The sequence below is a fragment of the Candidatus Zixiibacteriota bacterium genome (assembly GCA_040756055.1).
Lineage (GTDB): Bacteria > Zixibacteria > MSB-5A5 > GN15 > FEB-12.
Genome location: JBFLZR010000003.1, coordinates 322,917 through 345,753 on the forward strand (window position 1 = coordinate 322,917; position 22,837 = coordinate 345,753).

A 22,837-nucleotide genomic window follows, 5' to 3' on the forward strand; every position below is an offset into this window, starting at 1 on the left:
GGCGGCGTCAGGTGTGTCTTGTAAGCTATGACAAAATAAGCAGTTATGTAGTTAGGGGGATAGGGAGAGGGTTCGATGAAACAGGCAAATATCGGTCATAATAGGCGATGAATAGAAAAGATTGTTTCTCTAAATAAAAGAGCCGGCTCGTTGAGCCGGCTCTTATCTGTTGGAAGAACAAATCTATGGTGTGGGCCGGGCAAACAAATCAGAGTTCAACTGAGGATTCACCAGGAATTCCGAAACAACCGTAGAGCCGAAATCCTGTCCGTTGAACGTGCGCTTCAGTTTCATCGGAACTTTTATACCGTCGACTTCGGTCCACTCGTAGTATGTTTCTTCCACCAATCCCGGTCCAAAGGGAGTGGGGCCGTAGTATGCCTTGCAGACCAACTGGCCGTCTTTGCCAATCCCCAGACGACACAACTGGTCGCCGTCTTCATCGCTGATGGCGACATATTCGATATACACGTCATCAATCGAAATGTCGGGACCGTCGTAAACCGCCTCATAATAAGGATGGTCGGCTTGGCTGAAGATATAGATGAAATCGCGTTTTTGTTCCTTGCGATTATCCGCAATATCCTCTTCGGTCATAGGCACGACTTCACCGGTTTCGCCCGTTTTCCAGCCCTCGGTCCCGTTGCGTATGTCGTAGAACGGCTGTCCCATCATGTATATGACGCTCCGAGACTGCTGTGGATAGACGTTGGCGGTTTCGTATTGCAGGGCGATCTCACCCTGCGGCGAACTGACGGTAATGGTGGCGTTGATTGAGGTTGACTGGACTTTCTTGAAGTTCGCCAGACCTCCGGCAGTTTCAATTGCCTTCATGAGAAGAGCGGTTCCCTTGTCGAGATTTTCATCGTTTTTTAGGACTTCCTTTTTGACCTCGCCGGATGGGATGGTTATATCGATGGTATCGACCGGGCCAAGGCCGAGGTTTTCCAGCGGTTCATCGAACTGGGCGGCGTTGCCGACAACGAGGACGATCATTTCATCGGGGCGGATATTGGTTTTAGCGGCGGCTTGCACGGCCTCGGGTGTAACACTTTCGACTTTCATTTTTTCCTGTTGGAGAAAATCTTCAGGCAGGCCGTAGAAGTCGTAGGTCATCATCCGGTCGAGCACCTCGCGACGGCTGTCGAAATTGAAAACGAACGAATTCAAATATCCGTCTTTGCCTTTTTTCATTTCAGGTTCGGTCGGCGGATCCGTTAACATAGATTTGATCTGAGTGAGCATTTCCCGTGTAGCCTGAAGGGCGCTCTGGGGTTTGGTGGCGGCCATCGCGAAGAAATATCCGGGATAGCCGAAGTTCGATATGTAGCGACCGCCGGTCGAATAGGCCAGCCCCAGTTTTGTGCGTACGGCATCGGTCAGGCGGCTTCCGAAGCCTTCGCCCAGGATGCTGCTCATGACGATCCGGTCGGCGTAGTCGGGGTCGGTGGCCAGCCCGCCGATATGCCCGATTCTGATATATGCCTGCTCGACATCCGTCTTTTCCGCGTAGAAGACCTTACTGCGATATTCATAGTTCACTGCGGGCGGGGGAGGAACAGGCTCCGAGCCGCGTTGCCAGTCGCCAAAATACTTTTTTATCTGCTCAATCATTGTGTCGGCGTCTATGTCGCCCCAGACAGCGAGCTGAACGTTTTCCGGTTTGAAATAGCGATCATGAAAGGCGACGAGATCATCGCGCGTGATGGTGTTGATAGTGGCATATTCAGTGTGTCTGGCGTAAGGGGAATCGGCGCCGTAAATGAGTTTCAAGAATTCTCGTCGGGCTACCGTGCTTATTTCGTCGTTGCGGCGTGCGATCCCGGTGCGATGCTGCATTTTGGCCAGATCGATCTTATCCTCGTTAAAGACCGGTCGCCGCAAGATCTCAGCGAGGACTTCGAGGGCGAGGTCGGTGTATTCACTGAGAACATTTATCGATGCCCCAGCCGAGGTGACATCGATGCCGGTTTCCACTCTTCCGCCGATGCCTTCCAGCATTTCGTCGATTTGATCACCGGTCCACTTCGCTGTGCCGCCGGTTCGCATGACCATGCCGCAAATATTGGCCAGTCCCACTTTGTCAGCAGGTTCAAGATACTCTCCGCAGTTGATGCGGGCACTGACATTGAAAACCGGCAGAGACTTGTCTTGAAGCAGGTACAACTGCATGCCATTGTCCAAAGTCACTTTCTGTACTTCCGGCACGGTGAGCTGATTCAAGGGTGGATATTTCAGACCTTCCACGTTCTGGGCGCCAATCGGGCATCCGGCAAAAAGGGACAGAAGACCGACCGCCAGTAATGTGCTGTATATTGTTTTCATTTGATTTCAACTCCCGATTAACTTCCCTGGGTTCTCAAAACGGCAACGGTCCGATTTTGTTTGGTGAGATACTTTTGCGCCACCCGCTGCACGTCTTCGGGCGTGACCGCGTTGATTCTATCGAGCTGTCTGAAGAGTTCCCGCCAATCCCCATAGTCGTTTTGATATCCGGCCAGACGGATGGCCAGGCCCATGTTGTTATCGAGGCCATTTATTAATTCGGCCTTTGCTCTGGCTTTGATCTTTTCAATCTCTTCGACCGGTATTGGTTCATTTTTTAACCGTTCGGCTTCGAAAAACACCTGCTCTTCGCACTCATCGGGGTTGTGTTCGGGTGATGGAACGGCGTAGGCGATCATCATGCATGGGTACTTTGTTCCGGGCCAGCCAAGCATCACGCCCGCCTGAGCGGCTATCTTTTTTTCTTTTACAAGATTTTTGTAAAGGAGTGATGTGCGTCCCTGACCGAAATAGTCAGCAAGGGCCGACACGGCCGGCCAATCGGGATGCGTCTCTTCCGGAACGTGCCAGCCGGTCGCGAATAGAGGCTGTGATGGATCTTCCAGCTCAATTCGACGTTCGCCTTTCTGCTCCGGTTCAACGGTCGCCAGCGATTCAGGTTTGGGTTTGCCTGGGATGCTGCCCCAGTACTTCTGCGCCAGCTTAAATATTTTATCAGGCTCTACATCGCCGACTATCGATACAATCATGTTCGATGGTACATAATATTTGTCGAAATAATCCTTAGCAGCGTCGCGGGTATAGTTCTGAATGTCTGACATATGCCCGACTATTGTAATGCCGTAGGGATGAGCCTGATAAGCGGTTGCCATCAGGCCCCAGAGTGTTCTCATAATGGGATTGTTTTCGAGAGTTTGACGGCGTTCTTCGGCGATGACGTCGCGCTCGCGGTACATCTCGCGAAGCACTGGATTGCGAAAACGCTCCGATTCCATCGCCATCCACAACTCGACCTTGTTCGAGGGCAGGCTCATCAAATAAATGGTCTGGTCCTTGCCGGTGCCGGCGTTCAGACCTACCGCGCCCTGCGATTCCATGATCTGGTCGAACTTATTGGGTTCAACATATTGGCGGGCGTCTTCAATGGCTTTATTGAAGTCCTCGGTCAGTTGGGCCAGGCGCGTTGAGTCGGCAAAACGTCCCTTTTTGCGTTCCGATCTCAGTTCGTACCAAATGGAATCTTCAACCGCCATGGCCTTGAGTTCCTTCTTGAGGTCTTTGGTACCCAGTGTGGTGGTGCCTTTGAAAGCCATGTGTTCGAACATGTGCGCCATTCCGGTGTACTCTTTCGGATCATTGACACCACCAACGTTGACGAAGGTGACAAACGACGCCACCGGGGCGTCGTGGCGCTCCATCACAATAATCTTGAGTCCGTTTTCGAGTTCAAATTCGCTTACCGAATTTTCGAGTTCGGAGAAGTCGAAACCGACGGCAAGCGGAGTTGAGAACAGGAAAACACACAAAGTGAGGACAAGGACTCTTGAAGAGATTTTGCTCATCAATTCCTCCTATATCATCGAGCGATTTACAGGTAATTTACCAACGAATTAAATCGCGCGGAGCGGTCGTGTCAAGAGATTACTCTGCCTTGCCGAGAAAACAAGGCGGATGAGTGGACCATTTTGGATGCGTTTTGACAGAAGCAGACGACAGAGGCGCGTCTACCACCAGCTGATCATCTTGGGCTTGATAGTGTGGGGGAGATTGTCGTTTTTCGGTATGATGCGGGCGGTGATGCCGAATCGTCCGGATTCCATAGCTACGACCTCGCCCGTAAACGAATAGACTCCATTTTCACCGCCGCTGAAAGTGGTCGGCTGCGGTTGGTAATCCAGAATTTGTTCCTGTGAATTGAGTTTTCCGGCCACCACCTCGACAGAGACATCTTCTGGCCTGATCTCTCCCAGCACGACATCGATCTTGATCGGGAATCGCTGACCGACGAAGAGAGTGCCACCGACCTCGGGCGTCTCAACGTCCTTTATAGTAATTTTGTCCCAGCTGGAGTTCATTCTGCCCATCCACCCGGTTACCTCGCGGGTTAAGGCGTAGTCATTGTCACGCAGCTTTTTGGCGAAACCGAGAGCCGGGACGTAAAACTTCTCAACATATTCAATAGCCATCCGGTGAGTGGAGAAATTCTCTCCAGCCATGTGGATGGTCGCTTTCATTTTGGCGATCCAGTCGGCCGGCAAACCGATCTCGTTGCGATCATAAAAAAGCGGAACGACCTCTCGTTCGAGTGTGGAATACAGTAGTTCGGCCTCCAGTTTATCCTGAGTCTCCACGTTCTCGTATTCCTCGCCGTTACCGATCTTGAAGCCGTTCGAATCATCGTAGCCTTCGACCCACCACCCATCCAGAACAGACAGATTCAGAACACCGTTGATGGCGGCTTTCATACCCGATGTTCCCGAGGCCTCCTGAGGACGACGGGGGTTATTCAGCCAGACATCCGCTCCCTGGACCAGATAACGAGCGACGTTGATGTCATAATCTTCAAGAAAGATGATGCGATTGCGGAAGCGTTCCTCGGATGCATATGTTACCAGTTGTTTTATAATTTCCTTACCCGGATTGTCGAGCGGATGCGCCTTCCCGGCGATAATCATCTGCACCGGGAATCTCTCGTTGTTGATTATCTTCTCGAGGCGATTGAGGTCCGAGAATATAAGATTGCCGCGCTTGTATGTTGAAAAGCGTCGGGCAAATCCAATCGTCAAAATTTGAGGGTCGAGAGTCTGGTCGGCCCTTTGAACCTGGAACTGCGATGATCCTCGTCGGGCCAGTTGCCGTTTGAGTTGCTTGCGCGCGAAGAATATCAGGCGCTCGCGACGACGGTTGTGGATTCGCCATAGTTCAGCGTCGGGTATTTTATATGCTTCTTTCCATATCTCGAGTTCGCCCGGTTTTTCCTGATAACGGTGACCGAAATAGGACTCGTACAGTTCTTTCATGTCGTGCGATATCCAAGAGAACGAATGAACCCCGTTGGTGATTGCCGTGATCGGGACTTCTTCCCGTGGTACTTCCGGCCAGATATTGTGCCACATTTCTCTGGATACCCGGCCATGGAGTTTTGAAACCCCGTTGGCAAAAGCGGAATACCGCAGGGCGGCCACCGTCATACAGAATGGTTCCTGTTCGTCTCCCGCGATGACCCGGCCGATGGAAATGAAGTCTTTCCAGCTGATACCCAGATCTGTCACGAATTTGCCGAGATACCGGTGAATCAGAACCGGATCGAAACGTTCATTACCGGCGGGTACCGGGGTGTGAGTGGTGAAAATCGTGGTGGACCAGATATATTGCGACGCTTCTTCGAATGAGAGGTTTTTATCTTGCATCAGGTGTCTGATGCGCTCAAGAGTCAAAAACCACGAATGACCTTCGTTCATGTGATAGATCAGAGGTTCGATACCGAGGGCTCTGAGGGCTTTGACGCCGCCTATGCCGAGGACGATTTCCTGACGGATGCGCATGTCTTTGTCACCGCCGTATAGCACCGATGTTACCTCGCGGCACTTGGACGAGTTCTCGGGTATGTTTGTATCAAGCAGAAAGAGCGGAGTGACACCGACTTTTACTTTCCATATCTGAATGCGGACGGGAGTGCCATCATATTGGACAGTTACCTTGAGCGGTTCACCGCTTTCGTCTTTAACCAGTTCCACCGGCATGTGGTACCAGTCGTTTTCCTCATATCTTTCCTGTTGCCAGCCGTCACTGGACAAAAACTGTCTGAAATAGCCGTAGCGGTAAAGAAGCCCAACCGCCACCACCGGCAGTCCGAGGTCCGAGGCTGACTTGAGCGTGTCACCCGAAAGCACCCCGAGGCCACCGGAGTAAACCGGCAGGCCTGTATCCAGGCCGTATTCCAGTGAAAAATAAGCTACCGCGGTTTTGTCTATATTAGCGTAATGCTCGTCAAACCACTTTTTGGACTGCAGATATGCTTTGAATTTGGTGTACACTCTGTCCATGCTTGCCAGGAAACCTTCATCGGTGGCAGCCTTTTCCAGAGTTTTTTGGGGCAGCCGGGAGAGCATTTCGACCGGATTCTGGGAGCATTCCTCCCACATTTCCGGGTTTAGACGAATGAACAGCTTGACGATATCCCAGTTCCAGGAATACCAGAGGTTTTGCGCCATTTCATGTAACGGGGCGATTCGTTCGGGAAGTTTTGGCAGTACGAGAAACTGTTTAACGCGCATTTGAGTCCTTTACTGTCTGGTCCGTCATTGATGCTAACAGGTATATCTAATTATCGCCTAAATCAACAATTATTTTAACCGCCGGGATTGTCATATTTGATAACAGGCAATCAACGAAATTTGTTTGCCGGTCCTTTGTCCGGCGGGGAGATAACCGCCTTTAAATTCAAAGGCTGACATCAATTTTTAGCTTTTTTTGAGTATCGAATTTGGGTACATTGGCCCACATGAAAAAGCCAAAAAAGAGAATCGGGGTGCTTACGGGTGGTGGAGACTGCCCGGGGCTGAACGCTGTCATACGAGCGATTGTCAAGGCAGCAGATAATGAACTTGGACTTGAAGTTATAGGGTTTAAGGACGGTTACGAAGGGCTAATTGAAAACCGCTTCATGGAGATTGACTCCAGGAATGTCTCGGGCATTCTGGCCCGGGGCGGTACAATCCTTGGTACATCCAACCGGGCTGACCCCTTCAAATATCCGGTGCTTCAGGGCGATGATTACGTGTATTTGGATCGTTCCAGCCAGGCCGTTCGCAACTACGAGGCGCTGGGTCTTGATGCGCTGATTGCCATCGGCGGCGACGGTACTATGGCGGCATCGGCCGGCATGGCCAAAAAAGGCTTGCCGGTTGTGGGCGTTCCCAAAACGATCGATAACGATTTGGCCGGGACCGACGTTACTTTTGGGTTTGACTCAGCCGTGGTGACCGCGACCGAGGCTATCGATAAGATACACACCACCGCCCAATCGCATCATCGGGTGATGATTGTCGAGGTGATGGGTCGATACGCCGGATGGCTCGCCCTGTATTCCGGGATAGCCGGTGGCGGCGATATTATCCTTATGCCGGAATTCCCGTACGATATAGAGGGTATCTGCGATGCCGTACGCAATCGCAACGCCCAGGGTAAGACGTTCTCAATAGTTGTGGTAGGCGAGGGGGCCAAGCCTATCGGTGGCGAGATGGTCGTCAGCCGGACAATCAAAACCTCCCCCGACGCTATCCGCCTCGGTGGTATTTCTCACCAGGTAGCTTCCCAGATTGAGGGGTTGACCAACATCGAATGCCGCGTGACAATTCTCGGACATCTTTTGCGAGGCGGTTCGCCCAGTGCCTATGATCGCATCCTGGCCACCCGTTTTGGAATCGAGGCGGTCAAAATGGTCGACAGAGGCGAGTTTGGAAAACTGGTTGTGCTGAAAAACGGTCAAATGAACTGTGTGCCATTGGAAGATGTTGCCGGTAAACTCCGTCTGGTGACGGTAGATGACCCCATGGTCAAGACCGCACTATCGCTCGGTCTATGTCTCGGCGGTCCCTCGGATGTTCCGTTCAAGGAGTTTTATTCTGAGATACTTAGGAAATGAGTTTGGCCGGCCGTTCTGATGGCGACCGGGCCAGTTTTCGGATAGACTAATTTGATAACACTTTCATTTCACGGGGCGGCCGGAGTCGTCACCGGATCAAAGAACTTAATTACCGTTAACGCTCGCAGGTTCCTGGTTGACTGTGGGGTTTTTCAGGGGCCCAAAGTACTGCGTCAGCAGAATTGGGCAGCACCGCCTTTCGAGCCGGCCTCCATTGAAGCGATAATTCTCACTCACGCTCACATCGACCATATCGGATACCTTCCCCGTCTGGTCAGGCAGGGCTTTAGCGGGAAAATATTCGCCACCGCGCCCACCGTTGAGCTTGCCAGGATTCTTCTGCTCGACGCCGCGCACATTCAAGAAGAAGACGCGGAGTTCAGAAACAAGCGCCGGGCCACGAGTCATGAAAAGGCGCTGCCGTTATATACTACCGATGATGCGAGAAAGACTTTCGACCTTTTCGTGCCGGTTGCGTTCCATCGGTGGAAGAAACTCGGGGACGAAATCAGGTTCCGCTTTCATGCGGTTGGTCACATTCTGGGCGCGGCGAGCGTCGAACTCGGACTTGATGATGGCGTGAAGAAGACATCCATACTGTTTTCCGGTGACGTTGGTCGGTACGCGACGCCGCTTATAATTGATCCGGTCACGCCCCCGCAGACAGATTACCTGGTGTGTGAATCGACTTATGGGGGAGAGGTTCACGAGCCTCAGGACATTTTCTTTGAGATGGCCAAAGTGATTGATGAGGTAATAAGGCGCAAGAGCGTGCTGTTAATACCGGCCTTCGCGGTCGGCAGGACGCAGCAGGTGACATATATTATCGATGTTCTCATCGATCAGAAACGCATCCCCAGTATTCCGATTCACATTGATTCGCCGATGGCCGTGAGGGTCACCGATGTTTACCGGCGTTTTTCATCGTATCACGAGATCAACTCAGACGCTTTGAGGCGCGTGAAGAACGTTTTTTATGGCCGAAACGTAAAACTCCACCGTAAGAGAAAGTCGTCCAAGAAACTCAATCGTATAAAAGGCCCCGCGATCATACTTTCAGCGAGCGGAATGATGACCGCCGGTCGCATTTTGCACCACTTAATAAATCGCCTTCCCGATCCGAAAACTACAGTAGCGCTGGTCGGTTACATGGCCGAGGGAACGCTCGGAAGACGCTTGCTTGAGGGCGAAAAGATGGTTTATATTCATAAGATACCGGTGGAGGTGAAGGCCAAGATGGTGACCATGATGGGGCTGTCCGGACATGCTGATTCGTATGAACTGCTTCACTGGCTCGAGCCGTGGAAGAATCACCCCAAAAAGGTTTTCATCAATCACGGGGAGCCGCTGCGATCGGAGGCGATGGCCAGGCAATTCAGGGAAATCAAGGGCTGGGATACTTACGTCCCCGCCCTGCACGAGACTGTAGAACTGTAGAAAGGAATCAGGCTGGTATGCCGAATAAGAATGACCGCGAAAAAATGGTCGAGAAACTGAAAAGATCCCCCGCTTACCGGATTGCGTATTATGACAACGATTTTATGGACGCCGAATCCTGCCGGCCTGTCAGGTTACAGCTTGAGTTACTGAAACCGGAACTTCTTTTTGCCGAACTTGGCATCCTTTCGACCATCGTGGTTTTCGGTGGTACGAGAATAGTGGAGCCTTCAATCGCCAAGGCCAATGTGGCACGCCTGGAGAAGCGTCTGGCGGCCAAACCCGATGACGCCCAGATAAAAACAGATCTTCGCAGGGCCAAGGCGGTTCTGGCCAAGTCGTGGTACTATGACGAAGCCCGCGAATTCGGGCGACTGGTTTCGGTGGAGGGTCAGATGTCCGGCAACCACAATTTCGTGGTTGTAACCGGAGGCGGGCCGGGTATCATGGAGGCTGCCAATCGCGGCGCCTATGATGTCGGGGCCAAGTCCATCGGGCTGAATATCACCTTGCCGATGGAACAGAGGCCGAATCCATACATCTCACCGGAGCTGTGTCTCCAATTTCACTATTTTGCCATCCGCAAGATGCATTTTATGCTTCGGGCCAAAGCGCTTGTGGCGTTTCCCGGAGGCTACGGGACTATGGACGAAGTCTTTGAGGCGCTGACGCTGGTTCAGACCCATAAAGTCAAGCCGTTGCCCATTGTCCTGTTCGGCGAGAAATACTGGAAAAAGCTTATCGATTTCGATTATCTCGTTGAAGAGGGCACTATTGGGGAGAAGGACCTCGAATTATTCGTCTATGCCGATACGGCTAAAGACGCCTGGGAGTATATCAGGTATTTTTACCAGAGCGAGCTGAACAATAATAGGCGTCAGAATATCTGAAGTTGGGAGATAGTTTATAAGTCAAGGCGGGAACACACGTCCCCGCCTTTTCATTTATGGGATTACACAAGTGGTTCGCCTGCCTATTGTGTTTGCTGCGGTACGCCCGCAAAGTTGCGTTTGGCGCCCTTGGCAGCTTCGACCTGACGAATCACCTCTTTGAAATGTGCCCGGGTAATCTCATCAATACGTTGCGATGCAGCGGCCTTCTTCGCGGCTTGTTCGAGGATATCGAGATCAGTTGCCGCGAGCGTGATGGCGTCGGTCGGATAGACGGCCGGGCTGGTGAGGTAAATGGCCGCGATCCAGTTTAGATGAGCCAGTTGGAGCTGCCGGCGCTGACTGTTGACATTGTCCGGCGCGACAATCTCGCCCCAGATCGATCGACGAACATCCGTGAACATGTCCTGCATTGTGTATGCTTCGTCACCGATCCCGTACCGGTCGATATTATTCAGCAGTTGTCCGACAGTCATGGCGCTGTAGAGTTTGCCGAGCGCCGTCTGCTGAATATTGAGGATATTCTGATGCCAGGGGTAGGCCATGGGCGAGCGGTAGATTGTACCGATAAAGTCGCCGCTTCTGGGGGATTGCAGCCTGTTCAACAGCTCCGCCGGGACATCGAAGGCATCCGCGGCGAAAATGTAATCGCGCAAAAACTCGATAGCGCGGCGCTGTTCGCTGGCCGGCACCGGTGTGAACGGAATGTCACCGTCGGTGTCCCCGATGTGTGTCGTGCCGTGGTACAGCCCGCCAACGTATCGTGCGGCGTACTGGGCCGCTTCGCGGTAGGAGCGCCAGCCGGTGTCGAACACCCGGCGGATCTTTTCATAGCTCTCACCAGGCTTTTCGAAGTCTTTGATGGCGTTGCCCCATAGCTCGCGGGTAAGCTCGATTTTGTGTTTGCTGTAGGCCAGCGGGTCATCGCCAAGATCGAACATATTCGTGAGGGGATCGACACTGAACGCGGTTACATCGAAATCCGTAGCATAGGCCAGAAGATCATCACCTGCCCGTGTGGCAATGGCCTTGAGTTGCTCGAGTTCCTCAGAAGGTGATTGGGCGCCGAATTCGGAGTAGCCGTACTCAACGCGCCAGTCATCAAATGGTCCCGGCACCGAGGCGAAGAACTCTCCTTGCGGCTGACCTTTAGCGGCGATATTCGGCGGGGCATACTCCATAATAGTCCCGGTAGTGCTGTTTTTCTTGGTGAATTCCCGGTTCTGGATCTGCTCGAGGGTGTAGATGGTAGAGGCCTTGAAATTGTGTCTGAAGCCCAGGGTGTGGCCGACTTCGTGCGCCACCAGTTCTACCAGATATGAATGGACATATTCCCTGGTAAGGGAATCTTTGTCGGCCAGGTCGCCAGCCGTGCTCATCAGGTATGCCATACCGAAGGCGGCTTCCTGGGCAAGCTCCTGGGCGTAATTACAGTGAAGTTCGAGGCCGTTGCGGTGTTCCTCAAATGTATCGGGGGCGTCCAGTATGCGGCCATCGTAAGATACCGGCTTTATGAAATTCTCCATATTGGTGTACATGTACCTTACGAAATCGGCTGAGATGCTGATGTCAGCGTCGTATATTTGGCCCGTGAAGGGGTTGGCCCGGCTTGGACCAATCGCATAAACGCCGGGCGAGACCATCCAGCGAATCGTGCTGTAGCGGACATCGAGCGGGTCCCAATCCGCGGTGTCGGGCATTTGTTTGGCTACAATGGCGTTTCTGAAGCCGACTTTTTCAAAAGACTGATTCCAGAACTCGATTCCTTCAGCTATCGCATCGCGATACTCGTGGGGTACGGTATTTTCAATCCAGAACACGATTGGCTGCTCCGGTTCGGAAACCCGGGCCTCGGGGTTTTTCTTTTTCAAATGCCACCGATTGATATACCTCACGTAAGAGGATTCCCGGTCGAGCTCCGAATAGTCCTGGTAGAAGGTGGTGAAGTATCCCACCCGGTCATCATCGAGGCGAGGCACATAGTCAGTCTCCGGCAGAGTCGAGAGTGAAAAGTGATAGGTATGGAAAAAACTTTCGCCGCTTTGTAATGTTGGGCCGTCATTTGGGATAGATGATTTAAAGTGTAGCTTTATATCGATTTCGCTGTTGTGCGGGAAGGATTTGATCCGGTCGAAGAAGCTGTTTTTGGAGTCGAAGGAATAACCCTTTTTGGCCTGAGTTCCCAGGCGATAACTGGTGTTTTCGGCGTCCTGAATGAACAGCGGTTCGGCCTCAATAAGCACGGCGCCGGTTTTTGAGTCGGGTTTGGACTTTACTTCACTTGTGGCAAACAGGTGGTCGGATATGCCCGAGGCTACCGCGTTGTACATGGTGGTGGCGCTGTCGGCCCTTAGCCGGAGATTCTTCTCGAGCAAGAGAATGTTTTTGCCGACCCGCTTGAAATAAAAGGGGAATGATCGTCCGGGAGGGCCGGTATCATAGTAGGTGCCGTCGCCTGTCGCGCGGGCCATACCACACAGGTAAATTGGTCCCATTTGCTCGGGCTTGATCGCCATGAGTACGGTGTTATCAACCGTATCGAGATAGAACGTGAACAGGCCTTCGATAGCGACGCGATCGATTGTCAGTTCATTAAAAGACTTCAGTTTGGTGTCCTTGTTCGGCATGATGACTTCGGCTTTCTGTTCCGACTGCTCCTGTCCGAAAACGCGAACGCGTCTTCCGGCAAAAGCATCGACAGCCAGAATAGCCAGCATGGCCAGCGTGAGGACAAGGATGATTGGGATTTGTCGTGGGCGCATTTTTACTCCTGAGTGTTGAAAATATATTTCAAATACTAATAATCTACGTCAATACGGAATTGCGGTTGCGGCTCCGAGGCTGATTGTCGTATTCATTTTTATCCTTATGACATGAAACAGGCGTGCTTTGTCAACTGTTCTTCAAAAAGTGCGCCAGATACTTTCGCCCTTTATCCGTCAACCGGTAATACGTGTGATTGCGATGTTTGATCCACTTGTTATCGACGATCCCTTTGCGGTATTGCACCATGGTGGCATCGACCCGTTCGATCAGTCTCATGTCCGTTAATTTCCGGTGGCGGTCGAATGCCTCCTGCTTGCTTATGTTCAGCTTTCTGGCTACCACCAGCGAATAATCGATTCCGTACCTCTCGTGATGTCTCAGCACTTCAAAATCTGTGTCCTGCAACTCGCCATAATCCGATTCGGGCCTAAATTCGCTTTTGTCATCAATCGCATCATCCCATCTCACCGAAATCAATCTCTCGGGGTCAAGTTCCTTGACGTGGCCGCAGTCGCGCCGATGGATTTTTATCACGTTGCCGTGGCTGTAGTAGCCGATGATATCGTCGGGGGGAGATGGCGCGCAGCAGGATGCCACCCGGTAGTCTTTCTTTAGTTTCAACTCGCTCAAGTTACAGTCAGATTTAGGTTGAAATTCGATTCGTATCTGCCTAAATTCGTTAAAAACCCCGTAAAAGAAAAGACAATTATCCATGAGTGACGCGATAATCTCAAGTCCGGCCGGTGTTCTTGCTATCCTCGCTGCGATAACATCGTTTTTTTTCTACCTCGAAAACAAAACCAAATGGAATTTCTTCAACTACTTTCCACCGTTAATATTCATTTATGTTCTGCCGGTGTTTTTCTCCAACGCCGGCGTGATACCATCGGCATCGCCCGTGTACGACTTCATGAAAGACAACCTGCTGCCCATGTTTCTGGTGATTATGCTGCTCGAGGTTGATATTTTCGCAACGGTAAAGGTAATGGGCAAGGGTGTGTTCGTGATGCTTCTGGGTACGCTCGGTGTTGTGGTCGGCGCGCCGGTCGCGCTGTTTCTTGTCAAGAGCGGTCTTGGGCCGGAAGCGTGGAAGGGGTTCGCGGCGCTGGCTGGAAGCTGGATTGGCGGCACGGGCAACATGGCCGCAGTGGCGGTGGCATTCGATCTGGACACGAGTTCGCTTGATTTCGGCTATGCTGTCATAACCGATAACGCCGTCTATTTGATCTGGTTGCCGATTATGCTGGCATCGAAGAATTTCGCGAAGAAGTTCAATAAATTCACCGGTATGTCCTCTGACCGTCTGGCTAATATGGAGAAGGCCGCCGAAGAACTCACCACTGATAAAGGTCGGATGGAGATGCGTCACGTTTTGTATCTGGTATTTTTCGGTTTTGCGGTGACGGCTCTATCGGCCTGGCTGGCCGGTTTTGTTTCGACAACACAGGTCTTTTCGTACAGCACATATAAGATACTCATTGTCACAGTGCTTGCCATCGGTCTTTCGTTCACACCCGCCAGTCGCGTTCCCGGTTCGCACGCGGTGGCGATGGCGCTGGTTTATCTATTCGTGGCTCAGATGGGGGCCACGGCGGATTTGTCGAATCTGAGCAGCTCAGTCTTCTGGTTTCTGCTGGGCGGCTATATCTGGATTCTTATCCACGGTTTCTTCCTGGTCGGGGCAGCGCGGTTGTTCAAGGTTGATGTTCACACCGCCGCGATAGCATCGGCCGCCAATATTGGCGGCGCGGCATCGGCGCCCATCGTGGCCGCTTATCACAAACCTTCGCTGGTTCCGGTGTCGATCCTGATGGCGTTGTTGGGTTATGCTGTTGGCACTCCCGCTGCTATTTTTGCCGGGTGGTTGTGCCGGCTGGTGATGTAGACCCCCTCGGTGGGTCCGGTGTGAACGGAATCTACTGTAACGCTCCTATCGGGAATCGGTAAGAATTGGACCACTCAAGAAACTCATTTACCTTCTCTTCATTTTCGGTCAGCCAGGATTGAATGATCGGATCGTCGGAAAGTTGAAATATGTAGTAAACGAAAGGGCGAACCAGTTCCCTGTTGTACATTTCATTAAAATAAGGCGCGTAGTACTTCCAAGCTAAACCTGATCGTTCCTCACCAGACGCGGTACTGTTCATCATACCGAAAATGCCGTCGAGAGCGTCGTAGATTTGTTCGATTGGGTGTTTGTCTTTGTTCTCTTCGTTTAACCGTGAAGCTCCGTAAAGGCCAATCATCAGATTGATGGCTGTAAAGTCGCCCTCAGGATTATCCTCCGTATAGTTCACATTTACCTTGATAACGCTGTCAGCCGTTTTCTCCACTCCCGCCATGAGAAGGTTCTGCAGCTCGGATAGTGCCTCAGCGGCTCTTCGTGTGCCCGGTTCGAGAATGAGGAATCGGCAGAATGCGAGAATGCAAGGAACTCGACAGTTAAGGTTCTCGTATTCCTGAGCGAGAGCCAGATGGCTGGAGGAATGGGTCGGCTCGGAGATGACGGCTTTCTTGTAACATTCAGCTGCCTTTTTCGATTCGCTCATCTTGCTGTAAACCAAGCCTTTGTTAAAATTGAGCATGAAGTAGTCCGGCTGGAAGTCCAAGCCGCGATCGTACGCAGCGATAGCTTCGTTATAGTCTCCCATAATGCTTGCGGTGTTTCCCAGCAGAACTAAGGCGTTCGATAGATGAGGGCCGTTGTACTCTGATGCTCTCTCGATATAACTGCGGGCTGAATCATAGTTCTCGCGATAATAGTACGTGTATGATATTTCGTAAAGAGCCAGAGGATTGTGGGGATTCATCTCGAGGGCCTGGCAATATTTTGAGATAGCTTCATCGTACTTTCGGGCGTTGTGAAGTGCAATACCTTCTTCTATTAACGCGGTCACTTCGGCAGAGTTCTCCACCGGCTGTTTTAAAGACTTTGTTTCGCTGGCAAATGCACCCGACAAAAATAGGCTCAGGAACACGAGGATAAGGATCGTTTTCAACATAGGTCCCTCCAGTTTCTTTTCGTAATAAAGTCTGATTGTAATCCTTAGGGGCAATCAGACGCCTTATCTATATACAAGCACACTTTGAGGACTGAGTCTCCCGCAAAACATCTTCCCTGAAACTCCTTGGTTGTCAGAACTTCGCCGTGAGATGGGGAATCCGACGCACGGAAGTTTCGATTTACTTTTGCTATCCCCCCAGATTCCGTGTTTCCTCTTTTGTGATAATATATTTATTGCAGACGTTGGGGGAGAAGTAGGCCGGAAGGGCCAGCGAGTCAACGTTCCATATCAAGATATCCCCCACGCGATATTGAAAGGGAGCACCTCCACTCAACGTAATGAACTGCTGTGGGAGAAGGTCTCTGGTATTGTCGACTCTCTCAATCGTGAGAGTGTAATCGCTACCGCGGCTGGGGATCTCGCCATCCCGGCACGCGGCGGAGTCAGCCGATGGGGAGAACTTCTCGGACAGGACCAGAAGATAAGAGCTATCGATCTTATCGCGGAAGATGAACAGGTTGTATCCATAGAACAACGTATCGAGAGTGACGAATTCAAGTGTTCCCGAGATTATCCGAGACCGCGGGGGCGCTGTCCGCAGATTGGCGAGCACGCCTATGATAACGGCCACTGCGACAAATATAATGACCCCCAGTTGTGCTTTGCGATCACGAAACATCCGAGTGATCCTCCTGCTTTAATAGTGGCGCCGTGCGCTGTGCGATTCGTTCATCAGTTTGACAATGAGGAAGCCATGAACCTCCCACCTGTAACCTAGAATAAATGATCGACTGTCGGCCGGTCAATATTAAAGACGGACGAAGAGGGAAACCCGTCGTATTTTTATGATAGTTTGAAGCTTACAGGGATTCGGATTCGTTTCGTTTTCTCTTGTTGTTACCAGTCATTGTCCCGTTTGATAAATCAAACGGCCACAAGTCTATTCATACAGTGGTTGGGGTGGGGTAATTACCGTCGGTATGAAGCGAAATTGGCGGGTTGGAAGAAGGAGGGGGCTCAGGCGTTGCCGTGGCGTTCGATATCGCCGCGCATGGGGACAAACCGAACCGCATAGAGGGAGACTCGCTTGAGACCCTCCGGGGTGCGACGGAGCTTGATAAGATCCTGAGCATCATCGTATTCTTCACGGATCGGCAGGACCATGACTCCGTCGGGAGCCAGTTGGCCGATGAGGGCTTCGGGGATTCTCGGCGCGGCAGCGGTGAGGATGATAGCATCGTATGGCCCGTTTTCCGGCCATCCAAGGGAGCCATCAGCGACCTTGGCGTGGATATTGCGATAATGGAGCTGCTTAAACAGCTCCTGAGCCTGATTCAGCAGCGATGGTACGATTTCGACGGTATACACCTCGCGGGCAATTTCGGCAAGCACCGCCGCCTGGTAGCCGCTGCCGGTACCAATTTCGAGCACTTTGCTCTTGTGCGTTAGTTCCATATGTTCAGTCATGGAAGCCACAATATATGGTTGTGAGATCGTCTGGCCGTGTCCGATCGGTAGCGGGCCGTCATCATAGGCTTCGTGCCGCAATTCGGGTGGTACAAAAAGGTGGCGTGGGACGGTACGCATGGCATCGAGCACGGCTTTATCGCGAACATCGCGTCGGGCAATCTGACGTTCGACCATTTCTTCGCGAAGCCGGGCGAAGTCAATATTGGCTGTGTCTTTACTTTTGAATAACATCATAGGGCGCCACCTGCACTAATATAACGCGCGAAGAAGGCGAATTCAACAAAATATGAACTGATGTGGTTGAAATGGGTTGTATCGATTATTAATGTGATAGTAATGGTAATTCGTGATCTTCAGGAGGACGAGCCATATGGTCAGGAAATACTGGCTTTTTAAGAACGAGCCGGACTGTTTTTCGATCGATGATCTGGAGAAAGCGCCAGATCAGACCACGCAGTGGGAGGGGGTACGCAATTATCAGGCACGGAATTTCCTTCGCGACGAAGTCAAAGTGGGTGATGCTGTGCTCTATTATCACAGCAACGCCAAACCGACCGGTATCGTAGGCGTCTGTGAGGTGGTGCGAGCCGGTTATCCCGATCCGACCGCTATGGACCCCGAGAGTGAGTATTTTGACCCGAAGGCGTCGAGGGAGGATCCGAGGTGGTATATGGTAGATGTCAAACTCTGCCGAAGGCTCAAGGGGACAATTACCCTCGCTACTCTGAAGAAGACCCCCGGGCTTGAGAATATGATGGTTACTCAGAAAGGGAGCAGGCTTTCGATACAGCCGGTTAGACTTGAGGAGTGGAAGCTTATCATGAAGTTGACCATAGGCTTGTAGCCCAGGGTTAAGTTGTTAGAAAGTAGTTGACTTGGGCGGAAAATCCGATAATTTGGGCATACTTGTGCTGGGGTAGCTCAGATGGTCAGAGCGCCTGACTGTGGATCAGGAGGTCGGCGGTTCGACCCCGCCCCCCAGTACCATTTTTAGTGTTTCCCACGACAATTCCACTTTCTAAGACCATGCCGGCAGGCATCTGGCTGTTGCGTCGGTCTTCTTTTACTGTTGCGACAAATCTCCAGTAACGTCCGATGGAGCTACTTCTTAGGGCTCAGCTCTTGGGTTTTACGGATGAACCGACGATTGAGATTGTATGGGGTAATATCGATTATTTCGCCCCGTCGCATCCTCGCCTTCATGTCCTGCCAGTACTCGACCGTAAACAGGTCGGCGTGGACTCGTTTGAAGGTTCCTTTAAGAGCCTGGGGAATGCCGGAATAACGTTCCATTTCATCGACAAAGAAGTCATCAGGCATGGCGGTGATTCGGTCTTCTTCGGGCTGGAGAATTTCGATATCGTTGCGTGGCTCGGGCTTTTCGTAGAAATTCACCTGCTCCAGCGGCTCGACATCATCGTAGTCAAACAATACCACCCGGCGACGGCGGGTGACGCCGTAATTCCAGATATTGAACAAGTCGCAGGGGAAAATTCCGGCGGCGGTGAGGTCCTTGAGGAAGTAGCCGAAGTCGACGAGAATGTGGCGGATAGCCTCGGGGTCTTTTTCCTGCTCGAAATACATCGGAAGGGGGATCACTTTGCGCTGCAGGTAGAGGTGTTTGATAACGACAAATTCCTCGTCGATGCTGACCGTTTCCCTGGCGGCCTGGTTGAACTCGTTCAGAAGTTGGCGCGAAAAGCGCCTGGTTCTGAAGCGAAGGTTCTCGAAATCCTGCGTGTCGACCATTCGACCCACTCTGTCACGGCCGCGGACCAGTTCGTATCGGGACATGACTTCTTCGCGGCTGCTCTGTTTGTTGGTGATGGCATCGGATCTCAGGAAACAGGGACGATCCTTGATTACCTTGAAGACAAAATTGTAGTCCGGTAGTGTGAACACGAGCATCACCGCACCTTCTTTGCCGGGCGCGATGATGAATTGTTCCCTTGATTCGTGAACGAAGTGATGAAGATCGCGGTAGAACTCGGTTTTACCGTGTTTGTTGTAGCCGATCGATATGTAGAGCTCCGCAACCGGTTTCTCCGGAAGGATCGATCTGAGGAAGTCGATGAGGGTGTCGTGGCGGGCGACCTCGACATGGAAGTATGAATGGGCGAAGCCGAAAACACGGCTGACATCCTGCACGCTGAGCAAGACGGTATCGACATATATGCCGGTTTCGACATTGTACAGCGGCAGCACGAAAGGTATGACGGCATCGGAGACATTTATCCGTCCGACGATATAGGCCACTTTGTTGCGGAAAAACGGCGCCCTGACGACATCGATGGAATCCAGACGATTGTTACCGGCTATCGGCCAGAGGTAGAGGTCGACCTCCTCAGCGACGGCCTGAACATCTCGCTCCAGATCCTCGAACGGGGGTTTGAATTTGAGGTCGAGGAGAATTTGGCGAATGATCTGGCGGGTGTCAGTGTCCCGCGGATAAGTTATATAGACAGGTTCGGCGCATTTGATGGGCCGGTTGATGGGCTCGAGATAAAAGAACTCGATTTCGCGATCGACGCCAACTGTTTGAAGCACCTTTCTGGTGACGGAGTTGAAGAAGGTTTCGGCGAGTTCTATGTCGTGGCGGCGCTGGAAGAGTGAGAGGTATTTCTTTTTGGCGGCTTTCCAGACGGATTTATCGTGCAATTGTTCGCCGAGCATTTTTAGAATGCGGGGGGAGACTTTCTGAAGGTATGCTTCGTATAGCTCGAGGCGGCGTATGGCGTCTTTATGACGGCCCTGTTCGCCGATCCAGTCGCGACGTTCAAAGCGTGCTCTAGCCCGGCAGGTGATACGGAGAAATTCGTCGCAGTAGCCATCAAAGGTGTCTCTGATCAGAACTGCCAGGATGTTGGCGAGGCTGGTTACATCCTGACCCACGACAACTGCTCCTTTAGAAGTTGCAGACGAAATATAGTATAGCGGACAAAAGAACGCAATAACAACTGAAGTGGGAATTTACTTTATGAAATAACCTTTCACCGGGCTCCTGGGACCGCCTTTCTTACGAATTTTTAATTTTACTGTCATGATTACGTAACCCGCCGAAGATAGCTTGCTTTCGAATAAACGACGATAACAGGCCCATTCAGTGTAAGGAGTATCTATGGCCTTCCCGAGAGAAATACCCGGATCGTTCGTGCCGCAGGAGAAAACACTATGGCACTCCTACAGTTTACAGCTTTTGGTTCCCAATCAATTTGCCAAAATAGCCAACCGCATTTTGAGCGGGCGCTACAATTTGATTACTCCGCGGACCCAGGAAAGGGTAACCACGGTCAAAGCTTAATTGGATTAATTGGAAAACAATTCGCCTTCAAATAGAGTGAGTCGCTCCTAATTTACCTTCCACCGTATCATCCCAACGGTAGGATCCATCCCGGGGTCCTACCGTGTTTTTATTGCACCTTTTGGTTTCGCGTAAGTCAATTATCTTTAAAACATGAGTCAGATACCGGGTTATCTGCAAATGAAAGAGGGAGGCAGCTCGCCATGCTGCCTCCCTGAAAGTCAATGCAGATCAGTAAGAAAGAATTGTTCTACAAAATAACTATCGCCTAAGAAAAGTACTTCAGTTACAGGTGACCGGAGCAGAACCAGCCTTCCAGATGTAGTTCACCAGGTAGGTAAGGTCAAGCGGGTCGGTAAAATCGCTACCGTCAACGTCGCCTTCATCGATACACGGCATTTCGGGGCCGGCCTTCCACAGGAAGTTGACGAAGTAGGTAACATCGAGCGGGTCAACGAAACCATCGTGGTTAATGTCGCCGCTCAAACGGCAGCAACTGGCCTCCTGGCTGAGTACGCCATAGAAGTCGAGCGCTGACCAGCCAGCGGTCCAGGCTGACGGCATCGGCACATCGGGATCGAAAGCGCCGGCGTAGTCAACGGCCTGGAAAGTCGGCCAGGAAATATCAATAGCATCCGGGTAGCCATCGGCGTCCGGAGGGGGGTTGAATCCGTAAGCCGGGTCGGTGGGGTTAATCCAACCGGTCCAAGCGGCGCCCGCGAGATCGAGCGGGCGGGGATCCAACAGACCGTTGGTGCCGCGGTCGATGCTGACGATGTTCGGATTGGCGGCGTAGTTCCATCCGCTGGTGAAGAAGGCATCAACTACTGTGACGTTGTTGTTGCAGATTGCCAGAGGGGTATTACCGTAGCCGAATTCCCACCATACGTTGTTTCTGAAAACGAGCTGTCCCTGCAGGAAGCGATCCCAACTGTCGGTCGGTTCGCCATCGGAAACCTCAATGTTGAGACCGTAGGTGCCGTGGTCGGCGAAAATGCTGTTGAAATAACCACAGCCGGCGTTGTCACGGATGGTGAAAGTGCGCTGTCCGCCGTTTTCGGCGCCGCGTCCAAAATAAGTGACGTTGGATACCAGCGGAGTGGCAAAGGGCTGAGCGGCAACGTTATTTTCGGTGCCACCGTCGTGTTCGCCACCGCAGTCGCCATCGACAGTGGTTTCAATGGCAAACCAGAACTGACCGGTGCCACGGAAGCCCTGGTCATAGTCGAAGCAGTCATCGCCGCAGAAGGCAGCGATGAGGTGGTCGGTGTTCGGGCAGCCGCCGAACCATTCGAAACCATCGTCGAGGTTGAAGAACACTTCGACGTGGCTTATAGTGGTGCCGCGGCCGATCGCGCCCATGGTCAGACCGTTGATCTCGTTGGCAGCTTCGAGTTCCGTCCCGCCGTGGCGGATCGAAACGTAGCGAAGGATACCGGAATTGTCGTTATCATCGGTGCCGCCATACTGGGCCCGAGGATCGCCGGCCGGCAGACCTTCGATTTCGTTGGTAACTTCATAATCGCCGACAACAGCATTACCCAGCAGGATAACGCCACCCCAGCGACCGCGACCGCTAACCGGATCAAACGGAATATCGTAGGGGTTATCGAGATCATCGTGAATGGAAGTGAAGATGATCGGCAGTTCCGCCGTGCCTTCGGCAAAAATCTGGCCGCCGCGGGCGACGATCAGAGCCGTGGCATCGGAACCGAGCCCATCTTCAGCCTTAATGATAGTACCGGGTTCTATGGTGAGGACTTCGCCGTCTTCGACGAAGCAGAATCCCGACAGCTGATAGACGTTACCTGATGTCCAGGTGGTGCTGCCGGCGATATCGGCGTCGGTGATGATAACCACCGGTTTGCCGTCGTCGGATATCTGGCCGAAGGCCAGGGCCGGCACCATCAGGACAAAAAGAGATGTGAGTATAACGCGTATCACAGTTTTCCTCCTAAAAGTTGCGTCGGTATTGTTGGTTAGTACTGAGTTGAAAAGAACAAGACTATACTGGTTTATTGTCTTTGAAAAAAAG

At 52.0% G+C, this 22,837-nt stretch carries 16 protein-coding genes and 1 tRNA gene; 7 read left to right on the forward strand and 10 right to left on the reverse strand.

Annotated features, from left to right (window positions below):
* Window positions 1–183: 183 nt before the first annotated feature.
* The 3 genes from AB1483_07890 to glgP all read right to left on the reverse strand — a co-directional run bounded on the left by AB1483_07890 (window position 184) and on the right by glgP (window position 6,563).
* Window positions 184–2,325, reverse strand: coding sequence for a pitrilysin family protein (locus tag AB1483_07890; protein MEW6412380.1), 2,142 nt, complete (start codon window positions 2,323–2,325; stop codon window positions 184–186).
* A 17-nt stretch (window positions 2,326–2,342) separates the two neighbouring features.
* On the reverse strand, window positions 2,343–3,848 hold the full coding sequence (locus AB1483_07895) for a pitrilysin family protein (GenBank protein MEW6412381.1): 1,506 nt from the start codon (window positions 3,846–3,848) through the stop codon (window positions 2,343–2,345).
* 162 nt (window positions 3,849–4,010) lie between these two features.
* Window positions 4,011–6,563 carry an alpha-glucan family phosphorylase gene (gene glgP / locus AB1483_07900; GenBank protein MEW6412382.1) on the reverse strand — a complete coding sequence of 851 codons (2,553 nt, stop codon included), beginning with the start codon at window positions 6,561–6,563 and terminating at the stop codon, window positions 4,011–4,013.
* A gap of 227 nt (window positions 6,564–6,790) precedes the next feature.
* Between glgP and AB1483_07905 the strand changes: the two genes are divergently transcribed.
* Genes AB1483_07905 through AB1483_07915 form a run of 3 tightly spaced genes read left to right on the forward strand, consistent with a single transcriptional unit; the run spans window position 6,791 to window position 10,260 of the window.
* The gene (locus AB1483_07905) at window positions 6,791–7,933 is read left to right on the forward strand and encodes a 6-phosphofructokinase (protein MEW6412383.1); all 1,143 of its coding nucleotides are present in this window, start codon (window positions 6,791–6,793) and stop codon (window positions 7,931–7,933) included.
* A 51-nt stretch (window positions 7,934–7,984) separates the two neighbouring features.
* Window positions 7,985–9,370 carry an MBL fold metallo-hydrolase gene (locus AB1483_07910; protein ID MEW6412384.1) on the forward strand — a complete coding sequence of 462 codons (1,386 nt, stop codon included), beginning with the start codon at window positions 7,985–7,987 and terminating at the stop codon, window positions 9,368–9,370.
* 17 nt (window positions 9,371–9,387) lie between these two features.
* Window positions 9,388–10,260, forward strand: a complete 873-nt coding sequence (locus AB1483_07915) for a TIGR00730 family Rossman fold protein (protein ID MEW6412385.1) — start codon at window positions 9,388–9,390, stop codon at window positions 10,258–10,260.
* A gap of 83 nt (window positions 10,261–10,343) precedes the next feature.
* Here AB1483_07915 and AB1483_07920 read toward each other — a convergent pair whose 3' ends face one another.
* Together AB1483_07920 and AB1483_07925 are read right to left on the reverse strand one after the other, a co-directional pair.
* The gene (locus tag AB1483_07920) at window positions 10,344–13,022 is read right to left on the reverse strand and encodes a zinc-dependent metalloprotease (protein MEW6412386.1); all 2,679 of its coding nucleotides are present in this window, start codon (window positions 13,020–13,022) and stop codon (window positions 10,344–10,346) included.
* A 130-nt stretch (window positions 13,023–13,152) separates the two neighbouring features.
* Window positions 13,153–13,647: a DUF2250 domain-containing protein gene (locus tag AB1483_07925; GenBank protein MEW6412387.1), complete on the reverse strand. Its 495-nt coding sequence runs from the start codon at window positions 13,645–13,647 to the stop codon at window positions 13,153–13,155.
* A gap of 91 nt (window positions 13,648–13,738) precedes the next feature.
* Between AB1483_07925 and AB1483_07930 the strand changes: the two genes are divergently transcribed.
* Window positions 13,739–14,911 (forward strand): DUF819 family protein, encoded by a 1,173-nt coding sequence (locus AB1483_07930; GenBank protein ID MEW6412388.1) that lies wholly within the window; start codon window positions 13,739–13,741, stop codon window positions 14,909–14,911.
* Window positions 14,912–14,942: 31 nt separating this feature from the next.
* Here AB1483_07930 and AB1483_07935 read toward each other — a convergent pair whose 3' ends face one another.
* The 3 genes from AB1483_07935 to AB1483_07945 all read right to left on the reverse strand — a co-directional run bounded on the left by AB1483_07935 (window position 14,943) and on the right by AB1483_07945 (window position 17,735).
* Complete coding sequence (locus AB1483_07935) at window positions 14,943–16,028, reverse strand: tetratricopeptide repeat protein (GenBank protein MEW6412389.1); 1,086 nt, start codon at window positions 16,026–16,028, stop codon at window positions 14,943–14,945.
* A 190-nt stretch (window positions 16,029–16,218) separates the two neighbouring features.
* Window positions 16,219–16,710, reverse strand: a complete 492-nt coding sequence (locus AB1483_07940; protein MEW6412390.1) for a hypothetical protein — start codon at window positions 16,708–16,710, stop codon at window positions 16,219–16,221.
* A gap of 338 nt (window positions 16,711–17,048) precedes the next feature.
* Window positions 17,049–17,735 carry a protein-L-isoaspartate(D-aspartate) O-methyltransferase gene (locus AB1483_07945; GenBank protein MEW6412391.1) on the reverse strand — a complete coding sequence of 229 codons (687 nt, stop codon included), beginning with the start codon at window positions 17,733–17,735 and terminating at the stop codon, window positions 17,049–17,051.
* Between the two features lie 136 nt (window positions 17,736–17,871).
* Between AB1483_07945 and AB1483_07950 the strand changes: the two genes are divergently transcribed.
* Window positions 17,872–18,345 carry an EVE domain-containing protein gene (locus AB1483_07950; GenBank protein MEW6412392.1) on the forward strand — a complete coding sequence of 158 codons (474 nt, stop codon included), beginning with the start codon at window positions 17,872–17,874 and terminating at the stop codon, window positions 18,343–18,345.
* A gap of 66 nt (window positions 18,346–18,411) precedes the next feature.
* A tRNA-His gene (locus tag AB1483_07955) sits at window positions 18,412–18,488 on the forward strand.
* A gap of 114 nt (window positions 18,489–18,602) precedes the next feature.
* Here the strand turns inward: AB1483_07955 and aceK are convergent.
* Window positions 18,603–20,393: a bifunctional isocitrate dehydrogenase kinase/phosphatase gene (gene aceK, locus AB1483_07960; protein MEW6412393.1), complete on the reverse strand. Its 1,791-nt coding sequence runs from the start codon at window positions 20,391–20,393 to the stop codon at window positions 18,603–18,605.
* Window positions 20,394–20,619: 226 nt separating this feature from the next.
* Here aceK and AB1483_07965 point away from each other — a divergent pair, with 226 nt between their 5' ends.
* A complete protein-coding gene (locus AB1483_07965; protein MEW6412394.1) occupies window positions 20,620–20,802 on the forward strand; it encodes a hypothetical protein in 183 nt (60 codons plus the stop codon).
* 282 nt (window positions 20,803–21,084) lie between these two features.
* Here the strand turns inward: AB1483_07965 and AB1483_07970 are convergent, their stop codons facing one another.
* Entirely contained in the window at window positions 21,085–22,746 is a 1,662-nt protein-coding gene (locus AB1483_07970) for a T9SS C-terminal target domain-containing protein (protein ID MEW6412395.1), read from the reverse strand.
* Window positions 22,747–22,837: the final 91 nt, after the last annotated feature.